A 20,109-nucleotide genomic window follows, 5' to 3' on the forward strand; every position below is an offset into this window, starting at 1 on the left:
CGCTTGGTGTTGGCGTCCGGGTCACGGCCGCATGGATCTGACCGGGGTACCGGCCTGCCAGGACCAGGCGGCGCCTGTCGCTGCGATCCGTACCTATCTGGCGAATCCCCGCGCACCGGAGGCCGCCCGGTGAACGGCGGCTGGGTATGCATCAGCCCGCTCACCGCCGTACCTGGGCGAACAGAGGGCGCCAGGTCATCGGCGGCTCGGCACCGGGATAGTCCGCACTTCCAGGCAGCTCGATCCGCATCGAAGCATGCCTGGCCCGCCACCAGCGCCGGCGGCTCGTGCGCCATGGCGCGCCTCGACCGACTCATGGCTTTACACATTGGAGACCTCGAATGATTCATGAAGAAGCCCACCATTTCAAGGAAGAGCTGTTGGGACGCGACATCCGCCAGCTCGGCCGCCTGCTGGGAGATACCATCCGCGCACGGCACGGCGACCAGGTCTTCGAAAGTATCGAATCGATCCGCAAGCTGTCGATCGGTTTTCGGCGCGACCAGGACCAGGCGACCCATGACGAGCTGCACGCCAAACTCGATGGGATGTCCTCGGACGAGGCCACGCACCTGATCCGGGCGTTCAGCTATTTCTCCCTGCTGGCGAACATCGCCGAGGACCAGCACCATATCCGCCGCACCCACGCCCACGTCGCTGCCGGCTCGGCGCCCAAGAAGGGCAGCATCGCCCGTGCGGTCGACTGCGTGTTCGAAGCAGGGCGCAGCGCGCAGTTGCCGGCCTTCTTCGAGCATGCCTGCGTCAGCCCTGTCTTCACGGCCCATCCGACCGAAGTGCAGCGCAAAAGCATCCTGAACTGCCAGATGGCGATTGCGCGCCTGATCGGCGACCGTGACCGCATGCAGCTGTCGCCCGAGGAAGAACGCGACAACGATGAAGCGCTCGGGCGCGGCATTTTCACCTTGTGGCAAACCCGCCTGCTGCGCCCGGCAAAGCTGTCCGTCATGGACGAGGTCGAGAACGGCCTGTCGTTCTTCGACAGCACGATTTTCAGCAGCCTGCCTCGCCTCTATGGCGCGCTCGAGGATGCACTTGCCGAGAAAGACAGCGCCTGGACCGACGTCGAGCTGCCGCCCTTCATGAAAGTGGGCAGCTGGATTGGCGGCGACCGGGACGGCAACCCGTTCGTCACGGCGGACATCCTGCGCGCGACCTTGAAGACCCAGGCTGCCCAGGTGCTCGATTTCTACCTGGACGAGCTGCGCAAGCTCGCTTCGCAGTTATCCCTGTCGCAATCCCTGTGCGGCTGCTCGGACGCACTGCGTGCGATTGCCGCGCGCGCGGCCGACGATTCCGCGCACCGTCTGGACGAGCCCTACCGCCGCGCCCTGTACGGCATACGCAGCCGCTTGGCAGCCACCCGCGACTGGCTGCGCTCCGACCTGCTCCAGGCGGGCGCTGGCGCCTATGCAAGTTCCGCCGAGCTGCTGGCCGACCTGGACGCGGTCCACCAGTCGCTGCTGGCGCATGGCGCCAGGCAGCTGGCACGCGGCCGCCTGCGCCAGCTTCGTCGTGCGGTCAAGCTGTTCGGCTTCAGCCTGGCGCCGGTCGACCTGCGCCAGAACGCCGACGTCCATGAACGCGTGGTGGCCGAGCTGCTGGCGCGTGCCCGGCCCGGCCTCGATTACCTGGGCATGGATGAAGACCAGCGCAGCACGCTGCTGCTGGAGGAGCTCAAGGGACGGCGGCCGCTGCTCTCCATGTTCGAACACTACTGCGCGGAAACTGAATCCGAACTCGCCATCCTGCGCGAAGTGAAAAGCGCGCACGCAAGGTATGGGCGCGAGTCGGTCTCGAATTACATCATTTCGAAGGCGGCCAGCGTGTCCGACCTGCTGGAAGTGGCGTTGCTGATGAAGGAATCCGGCCTGTTGCGTCCGGCGCCGGTTGCGGCCGACCTCAACATCATTCCGCTGTTCGAGACCATCGACGACCTGCGCGCGGGCCCCGCCATCATGTCGCGCGCCTTCGGCCTTCCACCCTACCTGGCCTTGCTGCAGTCGCGCGGCATGGTGCAGGAAGTGATGCTCGGTTACTCCGACAGCAACAAGGATGGCGGCTATGTGACATCCGGCTGGGAACTGCACAAGGCCGAGCTCGAGCTGGTCGAGGTGTTCGGACGGCACGGCGTCAAGCTGCAACTGTTCCATGGGCGCGGTGGCTCGGTGGGACGCGGCGGCGGCCCAAGCTACGAGGCGATTCTGGCGCAGCCGGCCGGTGCGGTACAGGGCCGCATCCGCCTGACCGAACAGGGTGAAGTCATCACGGCCAAGTATGCCAACCCGGAAGTCGGACGCCGCAACCTCGAAGTGCTGGTCGCTGCCACGATGGAGGCCACGCTGCTGTCGCACGACGTGCCGGAGCCATGCGCGGACCAGGTCGACGCAATGGAATCGCTGTCCGCCGAAGCGCTGCGTGCCTACCGCTCCCTGGTCTATGAAACGGCTGGATTCGAGACGTATTTCTGGGAGTCGACGGTGATTTCCGAAATCGCCGCGCTGAACATCGGCAGCCGTCCCGCCTCGCGCAAGAAGTCCAGGTCGATCGACGACCTGCGCGCTATCCCGTGGGTGCTGAGCTGGGCACAGTGCCGGCTGATGCTGCCGGGCTGGTACGGCTTCGGCACGGCGGTCGAGTGTTTCGTTCGAGAGGCGCCTGCCGAACGGCTGGCGCTGCTGCGCACGATGTACCGGGAGTGGCCGTTCTTCACGACCCTGCTGTCCAATATGGACATGGTCCTGGCCAAGAGCGATATCGCGATCGCCAGCCGCTACGCGGAACTGGTCAGCGACGAGGCGCTGCGCACCGGGATCTTCGGCGCCATCAGTGCCGAGCACGCGCGCACGGTCGCCGCGCTCAGGCAGATTACCGGCCAGGACGAACTGCTGGGGGCCAATGTACCGATGCAGCGTTCGCTGCGCAACCGCTTGCCTTACATCGATCCGCTCAACCACCTGCAGGTCGAACTGCTGCGGCGCTATCGCGACGGCGCCAACGACGAGTCGACGCGCAGCGGCCTGCACATGTCGATCAACGGTGTCGCTGCAGGCTTGCGCAATAGCGGATAGCACGGAGACACACATGCCGTCCAAATACGGACGGGCGTTCGCCCTGACTGCCGCGCATTTGATATTGATCAAAGCACACCTTGCGCCAAATCGCAGACTAAAGTGGACCGCACGCGGATGATCACGCGCCGACGCTGGTCGCGCGACGGGTTCAAGGAGCAACCATGTTCAAGCGCATTCTGTTACCGACCGATGGGTCGGAGTTGTCGGCGCGCGCCGTGCTGGCGGGCGCCAGTTTTGCCAAGGAAATCGGCGCCCAGGTGGTCGGCCTCACCGCCCTGCCCGATTTCAAGGCCTTCACGGCCAACACCGAGATGCTCGAGAGCACCGAGGGCGAATACCTCACCGCCAGCGAAGCGCGTGGGAACCATTATCTGGCGGCCATCGCCGATGCGGCCCGCGCCGCCGGCGTCGAGTACACGCTGCACCTGGTCCGGTCGGACGATCCGCACGACGCCATCCTGCGCACCGCGCGCGATCACGGCTGCGACCTCATCGTCATGGCTTCGCACGGCCGCCGCGGCCTGCGTGGAATGTTGTTGGGCAGCGAGACGCAGAAAGTGCTGCTGCACAGCTCGATTCCGGTGCTCGTCTACCGCTGAACGCAGTCCGACGCCGCTTACAGCCAGTAGATGAAGCCTGCCAGGGCCACGATCAGCGCGAGCTTGGTCAGCTTGTAGGCGGTGCCGTTCCATGCCTTGTAGCGGCGCCGGTACTGGCCCATGAAGTGCGAGATCCGGAACAGCTTGCTCACCAGCCCGGTCTGGTCGCCCGTTTCGTTGGGCGAACTGGCGGCCGTCATCATGGTGCGGCCAAGCCAGCGGTTGATCGCGGACATCCAGCGGTAGCGCATCGGCCGTTCGATGTCGCAAAACAGGATGATGCGGTCGCTGTCGCTGCCGTTGACCGCCCAGTGGATATAGGTTTCGTCGAATACGACGCCCTGCCCGTCGCGCCAGCTGTGGCGCTCGCCGTCGACTTCGATGAAGCAGCGGTCGTCGTTGGGCGTGGCCAGGCCCAGGTGGTAGCGCATGGAGCCGGCGAAGGGATCGCGGTGCGGATTGAGCTTGGCGCCAGGCGGCAGTTCGGCGAACATCGCCGCTTTCACCGTGGGAATCGACTGCAGCAGCGCATGGGTGCGCGGGCACAGGCGCGCCGCCGAGGGATGGCTGGCGTCGTACCACTTCAGGTAGAAACGCTTCCAGCCGGTCTTGAAGAAGGAATTGAAGCCGGCGTCGTCGTTCTGCTCGGCCGCCTTGATCTTGTTGAGTGCGATCAGGTTTTCCGCCTCGGCGCGAATCAGCTGCCAGTTCGCCTGCAGCGGCGCGAGTTCGGCAAATTCACGGACAGGAATGTAGGGCGTGCTGGGCACACGCGAGAACAAGTGCATGAAAAAATTGATCGGCGCCATGAACGACGAATGGTCGAACAACTGGCGCGCAAACGGCAGGCGGACCTTGCCGCGAAAGTGAATATGAAGCACCGCGAGGAAATAAAAACCGACCACCGCCCACTTCATCGCGCCCCCGCATCCGGCCTGCGCGGCCAGTGTCAACTTGAACAGGGCGCAAGAATAGCACATCCACCAGGCGCCCGTCGGCGGCCCGGTGAAATCGGCATTGCTGTCGTTTGGGCGCCTTGGCTTGCCCGGTCGGCGCGTCCGCAACCGCGAACGTCCGCGGCCGAGGCCGCATCGACGCCGCATCGACGCCGCGGCGGCGATGTCCAGCGAATTTACCGGAGTGCCATCACTGCAGCGCCGTCATGGCATAGCCTTTTTCGGCGATCTGGCCACTCAGGTTATCGATCTGAAAGTCAGGCAGCTGATCGGCATTGTCGTCGATCTCGAAGGCGCGGGCCTCCACTTCCCAATCCGTGTTCGTGGCTTCTTCGGGGATGTTGCGGGATTCCGGCACGGCCAAGTAGGAGAACTTGCCGTCGCTTTCGGATCTGCGGTAAATGTCCAGGCGCATAATTGTTTCCTTACAGTGAAAGCGCGCTTCCGGATGGAAGCGCACCGCTCCACAGTAGGCGATGGCGATGGGGGTGTCTGTTAATTGCCCCACAAATTGCCCCACACTCTGCCGGGCACTTCGCCCATCGCCTTATGTGCCCGCCAAGCACGCGCCGCCAGCATCACGGCCGCGCGCGGAAGGCTCGGAACGGCGTCGACGCCGATGCCCAGCAAGCGTAGCGGCAACAGGATCGGCAGGACCAGCCGATACAGGACCAGCCGGGCGGACGCTCAAGCCGGTTCGAGCGTGCGCGCGCTTGCCGCTTGCGCCGTGCAAGCCTCGTCGAGGGCGAGCGTGGCGCGCAGCGCGGCCTGCAGGCTCGGGATCGACGCGCCCGCGCGGTACTGGAAGGCGACATGGACGACGTCGCCGGCGACCACGTCCAGCGGCCTGGCCAGCGGCAGCGTCATGTAGTGGTTCAGCCAGTCGATCGTGGTGCCGCGTTCCACCACGATCGACAGCACGTTCTTGGTGACGAAACGCAGCGCGTTGAGCCGGCCATCCTGCGCGACCGTGAAACTGCCGCTCCAGGCGATCAGGCCGTCCCCCGGCTCGGCGAAGTCGAGCACGCTGTAGACGGCCGGCGCTGCCAGTTCGACCGTGCCGGGATAGGCCACGCTCGTGTCCTGGAACTGGACGATGGGAGCGTGGAAGCCGTGGAAGCTGTACTCCTGCTGGAGCGGCTGGACGGCCATGACGACGGCTTCCGGCATGAAGATCGGCAGCGGAGCGCCGAAACGCGCCAGGTAGCGCTGCTTGAACGCCTCGATCACGGCCACCTGTTTTTCGCGCAGCATGGCAACGTGGATCATTTCGCAGATGACGATGTCGACCGGCTCGGGCGGCAGATAGTCGAAGGCGTCGGCATGGATGACGTCGACCTTGTGGCCGTTCGGGTTCATCGCCAGGAAACGCCGCGCCTCGCGCACGAGATCGGGATTGAACTCGACGCAATAGACCTTGTCCGCCTGCTGGGCCGCGAAATAAGACAGCACCCCGGTACCGCCGCCGAGTTCCAGCACTTTCATGCCGGGACGCACCACGTGCGCGATCGCCGCCTGGAAGGCATTCATGCGGTTCTGGTCCATCAGCATGTTGTGATGATAGTGGACAGGGATGAATTGCCCGAGGTAGCAGCTTTCGATTTCGCGTTCGTTCAGCATGGATGATCCTTGATAGGCGGCACTGTTGCTGTGTCGCAATGTTGGTTTCGGTGCCGAGAGTATGCGATGCGGGGAAGGTGGTCGATTGCAGGAGGACAGGCGGGAATACCCGCCAGTTCGAGCGACTCCGGCAGGACCGGCGCCTGTGCGGCGCCGGCCCTGCCGGTGCGCTCAGCGCCCGCCGCCTTCGAGCGCGCGCGCCACGCGCGGCTTGCCGGCGCGCTCGGCCAGCTCGACCGCGGTCAGGCCTTCGCTGTTCTTGCGCAGGCGGTCGGCGCCATGGGCGATCAGGATCAGCGCAGTGCCGTCGTGCCCTTCCCTGGCGGCCATCATCATCGGCGTATAGGCGCCGCTGGACCGGGGCGAGACGGCATCGACCTGCGCCCCCCGCGCCAGCAGCAGGCGCACGATGTCTTCGTCGCCACTGGCCGCGGCATAGTGCAATGCCGTCCAGCCCGGCTGGTTGACGGCGGCGCCCTTGGCCAGCAGGGACTCCACGGCGCGGCGGTTGCGCTTGAAGGCGGCCATCATCAGGGCCGTATTGCCGTTTGCCGCCCGGGTTTCGAGCTCCGTGCCCGGATGGGCCAGGAACACCCGGACTACGTCCATCGCCTCCTCGCGCAGGGCTTGCACCAGTCCCGGCTCGCCGCCGATCGGATTGCGCTGGTTGGCGTTGACGACCGTGCCCAGCATGGCCTGGACGGTCCGGGCATCGTTCATCTGCACCGCGCGGAAGAAACGCGTCAGCTCGCCTTCGTTCGGCGGCTGTGGCGCCGCGGCGGCGGCGCCGCCAGCCAGGCCGAGTGCAAGGACGAGGCCGCGCAGGGCGAGTCGGCGTGGTCGATGCATGTCAGGCTTTCGCATGCTGGAACAGGTCGAAGAAATTCCGGGTCGTGCGGTCGGCCACTTCGCGCAGCGGCAGCGATTTCAGCGTGGCGATGTACTCGGCCACGTGGGCCACATAGCCGGGCTCGTTCATCCTGCCGCGGTAAGGCACCGGCGCCAGGTAGGGCGAATCGGTTTCGACCAGGATGCGCTCGATCGGCACCGCGCGCGCGACGTCCTGCAGCGCTTTCGCGCTCTTGAACGTGACGATGCCCGAGAACGAAATATAGAAACCCATCGCGATCGCGGCCTCGGCCACCTCGAGCGACTCGGTGAAACAGTGCATCACGCCGGCCACGCCGCCGTCGCCGGTGCCCGCGCCCTCTTCTTGCATGATCCGGATCGTGTCGGCGCTGGCGGACCGGGTATGGATGATCAGCGGCTTGCGCGTCTCGCGCGAAGCCCGGATGTGCGTGCGAAAACGCGCGCGCTGCCATTCGAGGTCGCCTTCGAGGCGGTAGTAATCGAGCCCGGTCTCGCCGATCGCGATGACCTTCGGATGGCGCGCAAGTTCGACCAGCTGGGCGACCGTCGGTTCCGGCGTGTCCTCGTAGTCGGGATGGACGCCGACCGAAGCGTAGACATGGGGATATTGCTCAGCCAGGGCGAGCACCCCGGGGAAGTCCGGCAAGTCGACCGAGACGCACAGCGCGTGGGTCACGCGGTTCTCGGCCATCTTGGCCAGGACCTCGGGCATCCGGCTTGCCAGCTCCGGGAAATTGATGTGGCAATGGGAATCGATGTACATGCCGTATTGTACGGGGAGCCGACACACCTAGGCGACGCGTTTGCCCAGGATGATCAGGTCGCGCTCGATTCCGTCGAGGTTCGCCACGCGCGGGAAATTGGCCCAGGTATCGAAACCGAACTTCCGGAACAGGGCCAGGCTCGGCACGTTGTGTCCGAAAATAAATCCGAGCAAGGTATGCACCTGGATCTGCGGCGCGAACGCGATCGCCTGCTCCAGGCAATACTTGCCCAGCCCCTTGCCGCGCCATGCTTCGGCAATATAGATCGACAGCTCGGCCGTCCCGGAATAGGCCGGACGCCCATAGAAATTCGAATACGACATCCAGCCGATGACGGCCGGCTCCTGCGCGGTATCGGCCGCGTCGTGGATGGTCCACAAGGGGCGCCGCTCGGGCGTGTGCTCGTCGAACCAGGCCTCGCGCGAGGCGACGCTCACCGGTTCGGTGTCGGCGGTGACTTCGCGCGAGGCGACGGTCGAGTTGTAGATGTCGACGATGACGGGCAGGTCGTCGCGGCGGGCAAGACGGTGGACGTAGGACGGCATGGAGCGAATGGAAGGAAAGTACGAAAAAAGGTTACAGGGTATGGGTGGCGCGCGACGAACGCAGCGCCGCGCCGAGGATTTCTTCGATGCGGGCCTTGGCCCGCTGGCCGGTCTCGTCGGCCGGAAAATGCACGCCGATGCCTTGCGCCTTGCTGTTGTTGGCGCCCGCCGGCGTGAGCCAGGCGACCTTGCCGGCGATCGGGTATTTGTTCGGGTCCTCCATCAGCGACAGGATCAAATAGACCTCGTCGCCGATCTTGTAGGTCTTGTTGGTCGGCACGAACATGCCGCCGTTCTTCAGGAAAGGCATGTAGGCCGCGTACAAGGCCGCCTTTTCCTTGATCGCAAGCGACAGGACCGACGGCCGCGGCAGGAGCGAGGCATTCGGATCGGTGGTATTGCCGGTCATGTTCAAGCCTTTCAAGCGCGCTGCGGCTCAGGCGCAGCAAGCCGCATAGTCCAACAGCATGTCCTCGATGAACAGCTTGGGCGAGAGCGGATGGTCGGCCACTGCCCGCCGCTCGTTCGCGGACTTGATTGCACGTAATAAATTCGCAGTGTGCACGTTGGCGGCCAAGGCTGCAAGTTCCTTCTCGTGGCGCGGGTAATAGCGCCCGGTGCCGGCCAGCTTGCAGGCCAGCAGGTCGTACAGCCAGCGCTGCTGCCAGGATACCAGCGTCGCCAGCGGCGTCTTGCTCAGCTTGTCCGCCTGGCGCAGGGCGCCCTCCACATCCGGCCGCGCCAGGAAGCCGAGCAGGATGTCGAGCGCTTCGCGGTTGCCGCCGGCGGAGCGCGCCAGCGCGGCAAGGGGCGCGCCGCCCTCCTCGCGCAACCAGGCGTCGGCCTCGTGCACGCCCTGGGCCTCGAGCCAGGCCAGCGCCGCCGCGTGCTCGGGCATCGGCAAGGCGAACTTGCGGCAACGCGACAGGATGGTCGGCAGCAGCCGGTCGAGCCCGTTCGAGGCAAGCAGGAAAACGGTGCCCGGCGGCGGCTCTTCCAGCGTTTTGAGCAGCGCGTTCGAGGCCGGCATGTTGAGCGCTTCGGCCGGATACAGGGCCACCACGCGCAGACCCCGGCGATGGGTCGACATGTTCATGAAGTCGGCCAGGTTGCGGATCTGTTCGATCTTGATGTCTTTCGAGGGCGCCTTGGCCGGCTTCGCTTTCCGGTCGCCCTCGCCGCTTTCCTCGCCTTCCGCGCCCGCCTCGTCTTCCATCGCTTCGGGACGCACGCGGCGGTAGTCGGGATGGTTGTGCTGGACGAACCAGCCGCAGGAGGCGCAGGCGCCGCAGGCCTGGCCGCCGCCCTGCACGTTCTCGCACAGCAGCGACTGGGCGAACGCCTCGATGAAGTCGGCCTTGCCGATGCCGGCCGGGCCGTGGAACAGGATGGCGTGCGGCAGGCGCGCGCGCATGGCCTGGAGCTGGGTCCAGGCAGCTTCCTGCCAGGGATAGATCTTCACAGCAAAGTCTCCAGCACCGCGCCGATCCTCGCTTGCGTCTCATCGATGCTGCGGGTCGAATCGATGACGGCGAAGCGCGCCGGAAACTGCGCGGCGCGGCGCAGGTATTCGGCGCGGCAGCGGGCGAAGAATTCGTCCTGTTCCTGCTCGAACTTGTCGAGCGTGCGCGTGGCATCGAGGCGTTCGCGCGCCACCGCCAGCGGCACATCGAAGAGCAGGGTCAGGTCGGGTTGCAGGTGCGGATGCACCCAGGCTTCCAGGGCTTCCATCTTGCCGCGGTCCATGCCGCGCCCGCCGCTCTGGTAGGCGAAGCTGGCGTCGGTGAAGCGGTCCGACAAGACCCAGGAGCCGGCGTTCAGGGCCGGTTCGATCACTTGCGCCATGTGCTCGCGGCGGCTGGCGAACATCAGCAGGGCTTCCGTTTCCAGGTGCATCTTTTCGTGCAGTAGCAAGTCGCGCAGTTTTTCCCCCAGCGGCGTGCCGCCCGGTTCGCGCGAGGAAACCACGGTCTTGGCACGCGATTCGAGGAAATCCTTGACGAAGCCGATATGGGTCGACTTGCCGGCGCCGTCGATGCCTTCGAAGGAAATGAATTTCCCGCGCGTCGTCATGGCGTGCTCGCACCGCGCTGGTACTGGTTCACCGCACGGTTGTGGTCGTTCAAGTTGTCCGAGAACTGGCTGGTGCCGTCGTTACGCGACACGAAGTACAGGGCCGGGGTCGTGGCCGGGGCCAGCGCGGCGCTGAGCGACTGCACGCCCGGCAGCGCGATCGGGGTCGGCGGCAGGCCGTAGCGGGTATACGTGTTGTACGGGGTGTCGGTCGTCAAGTCCTTCTTGGCGATCTTGCCCTCGTAGCGCGCGCCCATGCCGTAGATGACGCTGGGGTCGGTCTGGAGCATCATGCCGGTGCGCAGGCGATTGACGAACACGCCGGCGATCATCGCCCGTTCGCTCTTCTGGCCGGTTTCCTTTTCGACGATCGAGGCCATGATCAGCGCCTCGTATTTCGACTTGTACGGCAGGTTGGCGGCGCGCTTTTCCCAGGCTGCATCCAGGCGGGTCAGCAGCATCTGGTGCGCCTGCTTATAGATCTGCAAGTCGCTGGCGCCCTTGGCAAACAGGTAGGTGTCCGGGAAAAACATGCCTTCGGGCTGCTTGTACTCGGTCGAGACCTTGGCCATCAGTTCGGCATCGCTCAGCTTGGCCGTCTCGTGGCGCAGGCTCTTCGACGCGGCGATCGCTTCGCGCATCTGGCGGAAGGTCCAGCCTTCGATGATGGTGACGGCTTCCTGCGCGAACTCGCCGCGCACCAGCTGGCGCAGCAGGGCACGCGGCGTGGTGCCCGGTTCGAGTTCGTAGCTGCCGGCCTTGATGCGCGCGCTCTGGCCGGTCACCCGGGCCAGCACCTGGAACAGCAGCGGATTGACGGGCACGCCCGCCTTGACCATCTGCTGGGCGGCGGCGCCGACCCCGCTGCCCGGGGTGATCGTGAATTCGATAGGCGCTTGCCCGGTGGCCAGCGCATGCTTCGACCACCAGGTGAAGCCGCCGGCGGCCGCGAGGGACACGAGCACGGCGGTAACGAGTGTTTTTTTTATGAATGCCATTCTGTTTTCTGTCTGACGGAGCCGCGTTTCGCCGTCTCCGGCGCGATTTGCTCGACAACTCTATAATGAGGCCGTAATGATAAAGCCTAAACCGCAAAGCATATTGCATTTATGAGCAACTGGACAGACTATCTGGCGTCGCTGGACGCCCGCTTCCCCCTCGATGAAGCCGCGCATGCCGGGGAGGTCGGCCGCGTATTGACGGTCGACGAGCTGGCCGCCGGCTTCGTCGCGCCGGTCACCGACCTGGGCCTGATCGCCGTCGCCGGCGAAGACGCCGCCCGCTTCCTGCACAGCCAGTTGACGAACGACGTCGAGCACCTCGGCGCGGGCGAGGCGCGCCTGGCCGGCTTCTGCACGCCCAAGGGCCGCCTGCAGGCGACGTTCCTGATGTGGCGCGACGCGGCGGGCACGGTCTGGCTGCAACTGCCGCGCGCGATCCAGGCGCCGCTGCAAAAGCGCCTGTCGATGTTCGTGATGCGTTCAAAGGCCAGGCTGCGCGACGCGAGCGAGGAAGACGCCGTGGCGGCGGTCATCGGCGTCGGCGGCGCGGCCGGCGAAGCTGCCCTGCGTGCCCAGGGACTGGACTTGCCGGCCGCCCCGATGGCGACCACTGCTGGCGAACGCGGCACGGTGATCCGGCTGTCGGACGCCTTCGGCGCGCCGCGCTACCTGTGGCTCGGCGCGGTGGAAGACGCGCGCGCCTTGTTGCCGGCGCTGGCGCAGGGCCTGGCGCCGGGCGGCAACGCGGCCTGGCAACTGGCGGCGATCCACGCCGGCGTGCCGCAGGTGACGGCGCCCACCCAGGAACAGTTCGTGCCGCAAATGATCAACCTCGAATTGCTCGGCGGCGTCAATTTCAAGAAGGGCTGCTACCCGGGCCAGGAAATCGTCGCCCGCAGCCAGTATCTCGGCAAGCTCAAGCGCCGCACGGCGCTGGCCAGGGTCGGGGATGCGGCCGCGCGCGCCGGCGACGAAGTGTACTCGCCCGCCGATCCCGAGCAGCCCTGCGGCATGGTGGTGAACGCCGCGCCCAACGGCCTGGGCGGCGCCGACATGCTGGTCGAAATGAAGCTGGCCGCGCTCGAGGAAGAGGTGCGCCTGGGGTCGGCGAGCGGCGCGCCGCTGCGTTTCCTGGCGCTGCCCTATCCCCTGGACGCGCTCGAGCTCTAGCATGGTCGACCTCTACGTGTATTACAAGGTGCGCGACGAGAACGCCGCACGTCTCGCGCCCCTGGTCCGCGCGCTCCAGTCGCGCGTGATCGAGGCGGGCGCCGCGCGCCTCCTGCGCCGTCCCGGCGGCGGCGACGGCGTGCAGACCTGGATGGAAGTCTATCCCGCTGTCCCCGAGCGCTTCGCCGACGCGCTGGCGGCGGCGGCGGGCAGCGCCGGATTCGAGGGCCTGGTGGAAGGCCCGCGCCGTGTCGAAGTGTTCGTGGAGTTTCCACCATGTGCCTGATTGTTTTTGCCTGGCGCGTCATTCCCGGCGTGCCCGTCATCGCCGTAGCCAACCGCGACGAGTACTACGACCGCCCGACCGCGCCGGCCGCCCCCTGGCCCGAGCATCCCAACCTGATCGCCGGCCGCGACCTCGAGCACGGCGGCAGCTGGATGGGCATCACGCGCGAAGGGCCGAACGGGCCGAGATTCGCCGCGCTGACCAACATCCGCGCCCCCGGCGAAGGTCGGGCCAACGCACCCTCGCGCGGCGAGCTGGTGGCCGACTTCCTGAAGGGGGCGCTGAGCGCAAGCGACTACCTCGCGCTGATCGGCGAGCGCGGCGACGTCTACAACGGGTTCAACCTGGTGCTGGGCGACCGCGAGAGCCTGCACTGGTATTCGAACCGGGCCGGCGACGATCCGCGCAACGGGCAGGCCCTGGAGGCCGGGCGCATCTATGGCGTGTCGAACGGACTGCTGGACGCGCCCTGGCCGAAGGTGACGCGTACCAAGGCCCAGTTCGCCAGTCTGCTGTGCCAGGGCGCGCCCGAGGATGCCTATTTCGAAATGCTGGCCGACACGACCCGCGCCCCCGACATGCGCTTGCCGGAGACAGGCGTGTCGCTCGACCTGGAGCGGGTGCTGTCGGCGGTGTGCATCGAGACGCCGGGATACGGGACGCGCACTTCGACCGTGGTGAAGCTGTACGAGCACGCGCCGGCGGAATTGCACGAGCGAATCGTCCAACCCTGAGCGGACGCTGTCGGTGCATGCCCCCGGTTTCGTTTGAGCGGGATCAAATCCGCCCCATGCCACAGCGCTAGCGTCATCGTTCGCCCCAACCACGCGCGGAGGACCACCATGCGCATGTCACGACTGCTGTTCTCGGCATCGCTGGCCGCCATCCTGCTCGGCTGCCAGGCCCCACCCCGCACCGGCTCGCTCGACGAGCTGCCCGACAATCACCCGACGGCGACGACCGCCGAACTCTCGGGCGGCAACTGAACCGGCAAGCGGGCCGCCGGCCGAGCCGAAAAAAAAGCGGAGCCCTCAGGCTCCGCGTCCGGTTCGCCGCCCCAACCGGCCTACAGGCGCGAGCGCAGCATCTCGCGCACGTGCGGCGTCGCCGCATACGGATCGGGCGGGTTCCTGCCCTGCACGATCGCGTCCATCCGCTCCTGCACGCCGCCCAGCGCCTGCGGGTGCGAATAAATGTAGAACTGCTTGTTGCGGATCGCCTCGAACGTGAGGCGCGCCACGTCGGCGGCCGACACCTTGCCCGACTCGACCGCCTTGGTGGTGAGGGCCTGGGACGCCAGCTGGCTGGCGGTCGGCCCCGATTCCGGCCTGAGCGCTTCCGGCCGGTTGCGATGCGACTGGCTGATCCCGGTGGGCACGAAATACGGGCACAGCACCGAGGTGCCGATCGGGGCGTCGACGAGCCGCAGGTCGTGGTAGAGCGTTTCCGTGAGCGACACCACGGCATGCTTGGAGACGTTGTACACGCCCATCGCCGGGGCATTGAGCAAGCCCGCCATCGAGGCGGTATTGACGATATGGCCCTCGTACGCCGGATCGCGCCGCGCGCATTCGAGCATCGCGTGCATGAACACGCGCACGCCGTGGATCACTCCCCACAGGTTCACGCCCAGCACCCATTCCCAGTCGGCCTCGGTGTTTTCCCAGACCAGGCCGCCGGAACCGACGCCGGCGTTGTTGAATACCAGGTGGATGCCGTGGAAACGCGCAATCGCGGCGTCGGCCAGCTCCTGCACGTGGGCGCCCTTGCTGACGTCGCAGACCATGGCCAGCACTTCGGCGCCCTGGCCCAGCAATTCGTCGGTGGCGCGCTCGAGCGCGTCGGCCTGGACATCGGCCAGCACCAGCTTCATCCCGAGGCCGGCCGCGATGCCGGCGAATTCCCGCCCGAGTCCGCTGCCGGCGCCGGTGATGACGGCGACCCTGCCCTTGAAATTGTTCATCCCACCCTCCTCACACCGCGGACACGCCGCCGTCGATGGCCAGGATCTGGCCCGTGATGTGCTTGCTCGCGTCGGAGGCGAACAGGACCACGGCGCCCTTGAGGTCTTCGTCGTCGCCCAGGCGGCCCAGCGGCGCCCCTTGCGCGAGCTTGTCGACGCCGATCGACGCCAGCACGCCCTTGGTCATTTTAGACGGGAAAAAGCCCGGCGCAATCGAGTTGACGGTGATGCCGTGGCGGCCCCACTCGCCGGCCAGGGTGCGCGTGAAATTGACCAGCGCCCCTTTCGATGTGTTGTAGGCGATCGTGCTCATCGTGCCCGGCGCATTGCCAGCCAGGCCCGCGATCGAGGAGATATTGATGATCTTGCCGTAACCGCGAGGAATCATCGACAGCTTGCCGACCGCTTGCGAGACCAGGAAAATGCTGCGCACGTTCAGGTTCATGACCTTGTCCCAGGCTTCCAGCGGGTGCTCTTCGGCCGGGGCGCCCCAGCTGGCGCCGGCATTGTTGACGAGGATGTCGATCCGGCCGAGGCGGCGCAGCGCTTCCTCGACGAAAGACTGGACCGCGGCCTCGCCTTGCAGGTCGACCGCGATCGCCGAGGCGTCGATGCCGCGCGCGCCCAGGTGCGCGACGGCTTCGTCGAGTTCATCCTGCTTGCGCGCCGAAATCACGATGCGCGCGCCCTGCTCGCCCAGCGCCTCGGCCATCTGCAGCCCGAGGCCGCGCGAGCCGCCGGTCACCAGCGCGGTCTTGCCTTGCAACGAAAAAAGTTCCTGGGTTGTGCGCATGCTGTCTCCGTATTGTTGTGGTTGGGGTATCAGACTTCGTAGTCCATGCACTGGCGCGCCTCGCGCACGGCGCCGATGAAGGGCACCACCGCCTTGTGCGTCGGGTGCACGGCATAGGCATCGAGCGCGGCCTTGTCCTCGAATTCCGAATAGAGGACGACGTCGTAGGTCGCTTCCAGGCCCGGCTGGGCCAGCGTGACCTCGAATGCCAGCATGCCGGGCACGATGCCGGCGCAGGCGTCGAGCCGGCGTTTCATTTCGCGGGCGTTGGCGAGACGGTCCTTGCCTTCGGCCTCGTCCTTGAGCTTCCACATGACGATGTGCTTGATCATATCTAAATCGACTTTCAACAGTTAAAAGAAATGGTTTTGCGAATCACACGACTGCGATTACAGCACTTCGAACAGGCCGGCCGCGCCCTGCCCGCCGCCGATACACATGGTCACGACGACCAACCTGGCGCCACGGCGCCGGCCTTCGATCAGCGCGTGCCCGACCAGGCGCGCACCGGAGACGCCATACGGGTGGCCGACGGCAATCGCGCCGCCATTCACGTTCAGGCGATCCATCGGGATGCCGAGCTTGTCGGCGCAATACAGCACCTGCACGGCGAAGGCTTCGTTCAGTTCCCACAGGTCGATGTCGGCCACCGTCAAGCCTGCCTTCTGCAGCAGCTTGGGCACCGCGAACACCGGGCCGATGCCCATTTCGTCCGGTTCGCAGCCGGCCACGGCGAAACCGCGGAACACGCCCAGCGGCTGCAGCCCCTTCGAAGCGGCCATCGAGCGGCTCATCAGGATCGAGACCGAGGCGCCGTCGGAGAACTGGCTGGCGTTGCCGGCGGTGATCACGCCGCCCGGCAGCGCGGTGCGGATCTTCGACACTGCTTCGATGGTGGTGTCGGCGCGGATGCCTTCGTCGGCGGCAATGGTCACTTCGCGCGTGAGCAGGCGCCCCGAGGCCTTGTCGGCCACGCCCATGACGGTTGTCATCGGCGCGATTTCCGCGTCAAAGCGGCCGGCGGCCTGGGCGGCGGCGGCGCGCTGCTGGCTCTGCACGCCGTAGGCGTCCTGGCGTTCCTTCGGAATGCCGTAGCGCCTGGCGACGGTCTCGGCCGTCTGCAACATCGGCCAGTAGATTTCCGGCTTGTGCGCGCGCAGCCAGGGATCGGCCAGCATGTGCGTGTTCATTTCCTGCTGCACGCAGGAGATCGACTCGACGCCGCCGGCGGCCAGGATCTCGGACTCGCCGGCGACGATGCGCTGGGCGGCCAGCGCGATCGTCTGCAGTCCCGAGGAACAGAAACGGTTGACCGTCATGCCCGGCACCGTGGTCGGGCAGCCGGCGCGCAGGGCGATCTGGCGCGCGATGTTGGCGCCCGTCGCGCCTTCCGGATTGGCGCAGCCCATGACCACGTCCTCGACCTCGCCCGCCTCGATCCCGGCGCGCGCAATGGCGGCCGCCAGCGCGTGGCCGCCGAGGGTGGCGCCGTGCGTCATGTTGAAGGCGCCCTTCCACGACTTGGCAAGGCCCGTACGGGCGGTCGATACGATCACTGCGTCTTGCATGCTGGTCTCCTTGGTGGACGTCGTTGGTGGTGGTCCCGACGAGAATAGCACGCTTAAGTACGACCGTTCGCAAATTTTCTGGCCTGGCGCAAGGCGCTGTTCAGGATCTTTTCATGCGCCGGCACGGTCCAACCAGGCAAAAGGTGCCGGCCCCGTTTTCCGACAAGCGGGCACATCAAATATCCGTAAGTTTCGAGTAAGTTTGAAGCAAGCATGACGTAAGTTTAACGGATCACACTGCGAGCGGCTTCAGGGCTATCCGATGAAATCAAATTAATACACGGAGACAAAAAAATGGCTATTACACCCGGCATGACCGCGGGCGGCAAGGCAGTGCCTTCCTCCCAGGGGATGACCAAGGAAGAGCGCAAGGTCATCTTCGCTTCCTCGCTTGGCACCGTTTTCGAATGGTATGACTTCTACCTCTACGGTTCGCTTGCCGCCATCATCGGCAAGCAGTTCTTCCTTGGCGATCCCACCACCTCGTTCATCTTCGCCCTGCTCACCTTCGCGGCCGGCTTCATCGTCCGTCCGTTCGGCGCGCTCGTGTTCGGCCGCCTCGGCGACATGATCGGCCGCAAGTACACCTTCCTGGTCACCATCCTCCTGATGGGCGCCTCGACCTTCATCGTCGGCCTGCTGCCGGGCTATGCCACGATCGGCATCGCGGCGCCGATCATCCTCGTCACCCTGCGCATCCTGCAAGGCCTGGCGCTGGGCGGCGAATACGGCGGTGCGGCCACCTATGTGGCCGAGCATGCGCCGGAAGGCAAGCGCGGCTTCTTCACCGCCTGGATCCAGACCACCGCGACCATGGGCCTGTTCCTGTCGCTGCTGATCATCCTGGCCACCCGCACCATCGTCGGCGAAGCCGAATTCACCGCCTGGGGCTGGCGCATTCCGTTCCTGCTGTCGGTGGTGCTGCTGGGCGTGTCGGTCTGGATTCGCCTGTCGATGAACGAATCGCCGGCCTTCGCCAAGATGAAAGCCGAAGGCAAGACGTCCAAGGCGCCGCTGCGCGAAGCCTTCATGAACTGGAAGAATGCCAAGATCGTCATCCTGGCCCTGGTCGGCCTGACGATGGGCCAGGCCGTGGTCTGGTACACCGGCCAGTTCTATGCCCTGTTCTTCCTGACCCAGACGCTCAAGATCGACGGCGCCACCGCCAACATCCTGATCGCCATCTCGCTGCTGCTGGCCACGCCTTTCTTCCTGTTCTTCGGCGCGCTGTCGGACAAGATCGGCCGCAAGTGGATCATCCTCGGCGGTTGCCTGATCGCCGCGGCGACTTATTTCCCGATCTTCAAGGCCATCACCCACTACGGCAACCCGGCGCTGGCCCAGGCCATCGCCACCTCGCCGGTCACCGTCGTCGCCGACCCGGCCACCTGCCATTTCCAGGTCGATCCGACCGGCACGGCCAAATTCCCGTCGTCCTGCGACATCGCCGCGCGCATGCTGACCAATGCCTCGGTCAACTACGACATCGTCGACGGTCCGGCCGGCTCGGTAGCCCAGATCAAGGTGGGCGGCCAGGTCATCCAGTCGTTCAACGCGGTCATGACGCCTGACAACCTGAACTTCGATGCGGACAGCAAGGCGAAAGAAGCGGCGCTCAAGACCGAAGTCGTCTCCACCCTGAAGACGGCGGGTTATCCGGAGAAAGCCGACCCGGCCCGCATCAACAAGCCAATGCTGGTCTTGCTGCTGTTCATCCTGGTGGTCTACGTGACCATGGTCTACGGTCCGATCGCGGCCATGCTGGTCGAGATGTTCCCGACCCGTATCCGCTACAGCGCGATGTCCCTGCCTTACCACATCGGTAACGGCTGGTTCGGCGGCCTGCTGCCAACGATCTCCTTCGCCCTGGTGGCCGCCAACGGCAACATCTACTACGGCCTCTGGTATCCGATCATCATCGCGCTCATTACCGTCGTCATCGGTGGCTTGTTCGTGCGCGAGACCAAGGACAACCACATCTACGCAAACGACTGATCGTCGGACTTGCTGGAAACGAAAATGCCGCTGAGTCCAGCGGCATTTTTTTATCCAGAAAAGAGAAAGCTGGCGTGGATGCAGGGCAAGCGGGAGCAAGGCCGAGGCGGCCGCGTGGCGCGCCACCCGGGGACGGGCAATCCAGTCCCCGCTCGTCGGACGCATCGGCAGGAACGCCTTCCCTGCCGCGACCGGTTCTTATCTTCCAGCCCAGGAAGAAAGTCGTCGACAGCAGGCCCGGCACGGCGCCCTGGCCGTAGCCGGCGAACCGCGCCACGGCCCAGCGCTGCACGGTGGCGTTATAGAAGGCATGCGGCAAGCCGAACAGGACGATGGCGACCAGGCCCAGGTCCGGGGGGCCGAAGCCGACGGGCAGGATGGCCAGCGCCGCCCGGCCCGCGAACAGGGCTGCAAAGCTCATCAGCGCCCACGTTCCCGTGTTCACGAAGGCGATCTGGCGCACCTCGTAGCGGGGCGCGAGCAGGATGCGGCGGCGCCCGAAGCGGTCCGACACGGCGCCGAGCACGGCGCTGCCGATGAATAGCCCGAGTGGATTGACCATCAAGGCGATGCCAAGCAGCAGTGTCGGCGCCAGCCCGCCGAACGAGGTCAGCGCGCTCACCTGATTGCCGCCGAACAATGGCGCCAAGATTGGATAAGGCGGCAAGGCGCCAGTCGTCGACAGCAGGCCGAGCAGGCAGGCATTGGCAATCAGCAAGGCATTGCGGGTTGCAGGCGACGTGGAGCGCTTGCCTGCATTCTCACCCTGGCTCGGCAATATGCAAATGCCGCTGTCCGGAACCGCCATCCGCGG

22 protein-coding genes are annotated in these 20,109 nt (G+C 66.0%); 7 read left to right on the forward strand and 15 right to left on the reverse strand.

The genetic code is table 11. From position 1 onward, the window contains the following. Positions 1-341: 341 nt before the first annotated feature. A complete protein-coding gene (gene ppc, locus ACFPOU_RS15410) occupies positions 342-3,089 on the forward strand; it encodes a phosphoenolpyruvate carboxylase (protein WP_379722950.1) in 2,748 nt (915 codons plus the stop codon). Positions 3,090-3,253: 164 nt separating this feature from the next. After that, a complete protein-coding gene (locus tag ACFPOU_RS15415; protein WP_379722953.1) occupies positions 3,254-3,691 on the forward strand; it encodes a universal stress protein in 438 nt (145 codons plus the stop codon). Positions 3,692-3,708: 17 nt separating this feature from the next. Here ACFPOU_RS15415 and lpxO read toward each other — a convergent pair whose 3' ends face one another. From lpxO to mltG, 10 genes are all read right to left on the reverse strand, one after another. Next, complete coding sequence (lpxO, locus tag ACFPOU_RS15420) at positions 3,709-4,608, reverse strand: lipid A hydroxylase LpxO (protein ID WP_379723306.1); 900 nt, start codon at positions 4,606-4,608, stop codon at positions 3,709-3,711. A 229-nt stretch (positions 4,609-4,837) separates the two neighbouring features. Further along, positions 4,838-5,062 carry a DUF6139 family protein gene (locus ACFPOU_RS15425; protein WP_379722956.1) on the reverse strand — a complete coding sequence of 75 codons (225 nt, stop codon included), beginning with the start codon at positions 5,060-5,062 and terminating at the stop codon, positions 4,838-4,840. Between the two features lie 272 nt (positions 5,063-5,334). Next, complete coding sequence (locus ACFPOU_RS15430) at positions 5,335-6,267, reverse strand: methyltransferase domain-containing protein (RefSeq protein WP_379722959.1); 933 nt, start codon at positions 6,265-6,267, stop codon at positions 5,335-5,337. 171 nt (positions 6,268-6,438) lie between these two features. After that, positions 6,439-7,116 carry an ankyrin repeat domain-containing protein gene (locus ACFPOU_RS15435; protein WP_379722962.1) on the reverse strand — a complete coding sequence of 226 codons (678 nt, stop codon included), beginning with the start codon at positions 7,114-7,116 and terminating at the stop codon, positions 6,439-6,441. A gap of 1 nt (position 7,117) precedes the next feature. Continuing rightward, positions 7,118-7,900, reverse strand: a complete 783-nt coding sequence (locus tag ACFPOU_RS15440) for a TatD family hydrolase (protein ID WP_379722965.1) — start codon at positions 7,898-7,900, stop codon at positions 7,118-7,120. Positions 7,901-7,927: 27 nt separating this feature from the next. After that, positions 7,928-8,446 carry a GNAT family N-acetyltransferase gene (locus ACFPOU_RS15445; protein ID WP_379722968.1) on the reverse strand — a complete coding sequence of 173 codons (519 nt, stop codon included), beginning with the start codon at positions 8,444-8,446 and terminating at the stop codon, positions 7,928-7,930. 31 nt (positions 8,447-8,477) lie between these two features. Further along, a complete protein-coding gene (locus ACFPOU_RS15450) occupies positions 8,478-8,855 on the reverse strand; it encodes a PilZ domain-containing protein (protein WP_379722971.1) in 378 nt (125 codons plus the stop codon). Between the two features lie 27 nt (positions 8,856-8,882). Beyond that, on the reverse strand, positions 8,883-9,908 hold the full coding sequence (locus ACFPOU_RS15455) for a DNA polymerase III subunit delta' (protein ID WP_379722974.1): 1,026 nt from the start codon (positions 9,906-9,908) through the stop codon (positions 8,883-8,885). Next, the gene (tmk, locus tag ACFPOU_RS15460; RefSeq protein ID WP_379722977.1) at positions 9,905-10,519 is read right to left on the reverse strand and encodes a dTMP kinase; all 615 of its coding nucleotides are present in this window, start codon (positions 10,517-10,519) and stop codon (positions 9,905-9,907) included. Before tmk ends, ACFPOU_RS15455 begins: the two co-directional genes overlap by 4 nt. Next, entirely contained in the window at positions 10,516-11,517 is a 1,002-nt protein-coding gene (gene mltG / locus ACFPOU_RS15465) for an endolytic transglycosylase MltG (protein WP_379722981.1), read from the reverse strand. The genes tmk and mltG overlap by 4 nt, the downstream gene beginning before the upstream one ends. Positions 11,518-11,628: 111 nt before the next feature. Here mltG and ygfZ point away from each other — a divergent pair, with 111 nt between their 5' ends. From ygfZ to ACFPOU_RS15485, 4 genes are all read left to right on the forward strand, one after another. Beyond that, positions 11,629-12,690, forward strand: coding sequence for a CAF17-like 4Fe-4S cluster assembly/insertion protein YgfZ (gene ygfZ / locus ACFPOU_RS15470; protein ID WP_379722984.1), 1,062 nt, complete (start codon positions 11,629-11,631; stop codon positions 12,688-12,690). 1 nt (position 12,691) lies between these two features. After that, positions 12,692-12,976: a DUF4936 family protein gene (locus tag ACFPOU_RS15475; RefSeq protein ID WP_379722987.1), complete on the forward strand. Its 285-nt coding sequence runs from the start codon at positions 12,692-12,694 to the stop codon at positions 12,974-12,976. Continuing rightward, positions 12,967-13,710 (forward strand): NRDE family protein, encoded by a 744-nt coding sequence (locus ACFPOU_RS15480; RefSeq protein WP_379722990.1) that lies wholly within the window; start codon positions 12,967-12,969, stop codon positions 13,708-13,710. The genes ACFPOU_RS15475 and ACFPOU_RS15480 overlap by 10 nt, the downstream gene beginning before the upstream one ends. 108 nt (positions 13,711-13,818) lie before the next feature. Continuing rightward, positions 13,819-13,962, forward strand: a complete 144-nt coding sequence (locus ACFPOU_RS15485; RefSeq protein WP_379722993.1) for a hypothetical protein — start codon at positions 13,819-13,821, stop codon at positions 13,960-13,962. 80 nt (positions 13,963-14,042) lie between these two features. On the opposite strand, the gene ACFPOU_RS15490 is transcribed toward ACFPOU_RS15485, so the two are convergent. Genes ACFPOU_RS15490 through ACFPOU_RS15505 form a run of 4 tightly spaced genes read right to left on the reverse strand, consistent with a single transcriptional unit; the run spans position 14,043 to position 17,300 of the window. Continuing rightward, positions 14,043-14,939, reverse strand: coding sequence for an SDR family oxidoreductase (locus tag ACFPOU_RS15490; protein ID WP_379722996.1), 897 nt, complete (start codon positions 14,937-14,939; stop codon positions 14,043-14,045). Positions 14,940-14,949: 10 nt separating this feature from the next. Next, a complete protein-coding gene (locus tag ACFPOU_RS15495) occupies positions 14,950-15,732 on the reverse strand; it encodes an SDR family oxidoreductase (RefSeq protein ID WP_379722999.1) in 783 nt (260 codons plus the stop codon). A 29-nt stretch (positions 15,733-15,761) separates the two neighbouring features. Further along, entirely contained in the window at positions 15,762-16,064 is a 303-nt protein-coding gene (locus ACFPOU_RS15500) for a Dabb family protein (RefSeq protein ID WP_379723002.1), read from the reverse strand. A 57-nt stretch (positions 16,065-16,121) separates the two neighbouring features. After that, positions 16,122-17,300 (reverse strand): acetyl-CoA C-acyltransferase, encoded by a 1,179-nt coding sequence (locus ACFPOU_RS15505; protein WP_379723005.1) that lies wholly within the window; start codon positions 17,298-17,300, stop codon positions 16,122-16,124. Positions 17,301-17,594: 294 nt separating this feature from the next. On the opposite strand from ACFPOU_RS15505, the gene ACFPOU_RS15510 reads away from it, so the two are divergent. After that, a complete protein-coding gene (locus ACFPOU_RS15510) occupies positions 17,595-19,295 on the forward strand; it encodes an MFS transporter (RefSeq protein WP_379723008.1) in 1,701 nt (566 codons plus the stop codon). Here the strand turns inward: ACFPOU_RS15510 and ACFPOU_RS15515 are convergent. Beyond that, complete coding sequence (locus tag ACFPOU_RS15515; protein ID WP_379723011.1) at positions 19,237-20,103, reverse strand: MFS transporter; 867 nt, start codon at positions 20,101-20,103, stop codon at positions 19,237-19,239. The two genes, ACFPOU_RS15510 and ACFPOU_RS15515, sit on opposite strands and share 59 nt — an antisense overlap. Positions 20,104-20,109 lie beyond the last annotated feature (6 nt).

Source organism: Massilia jejuensis, assembly GCF_042656795.1.
GTDB lineage: Bacteria > Pseudomonadota > Gammaproteobacteria > Burkholderiales > Burkholderiaceae_D > Telluria > Telluria jejuensis.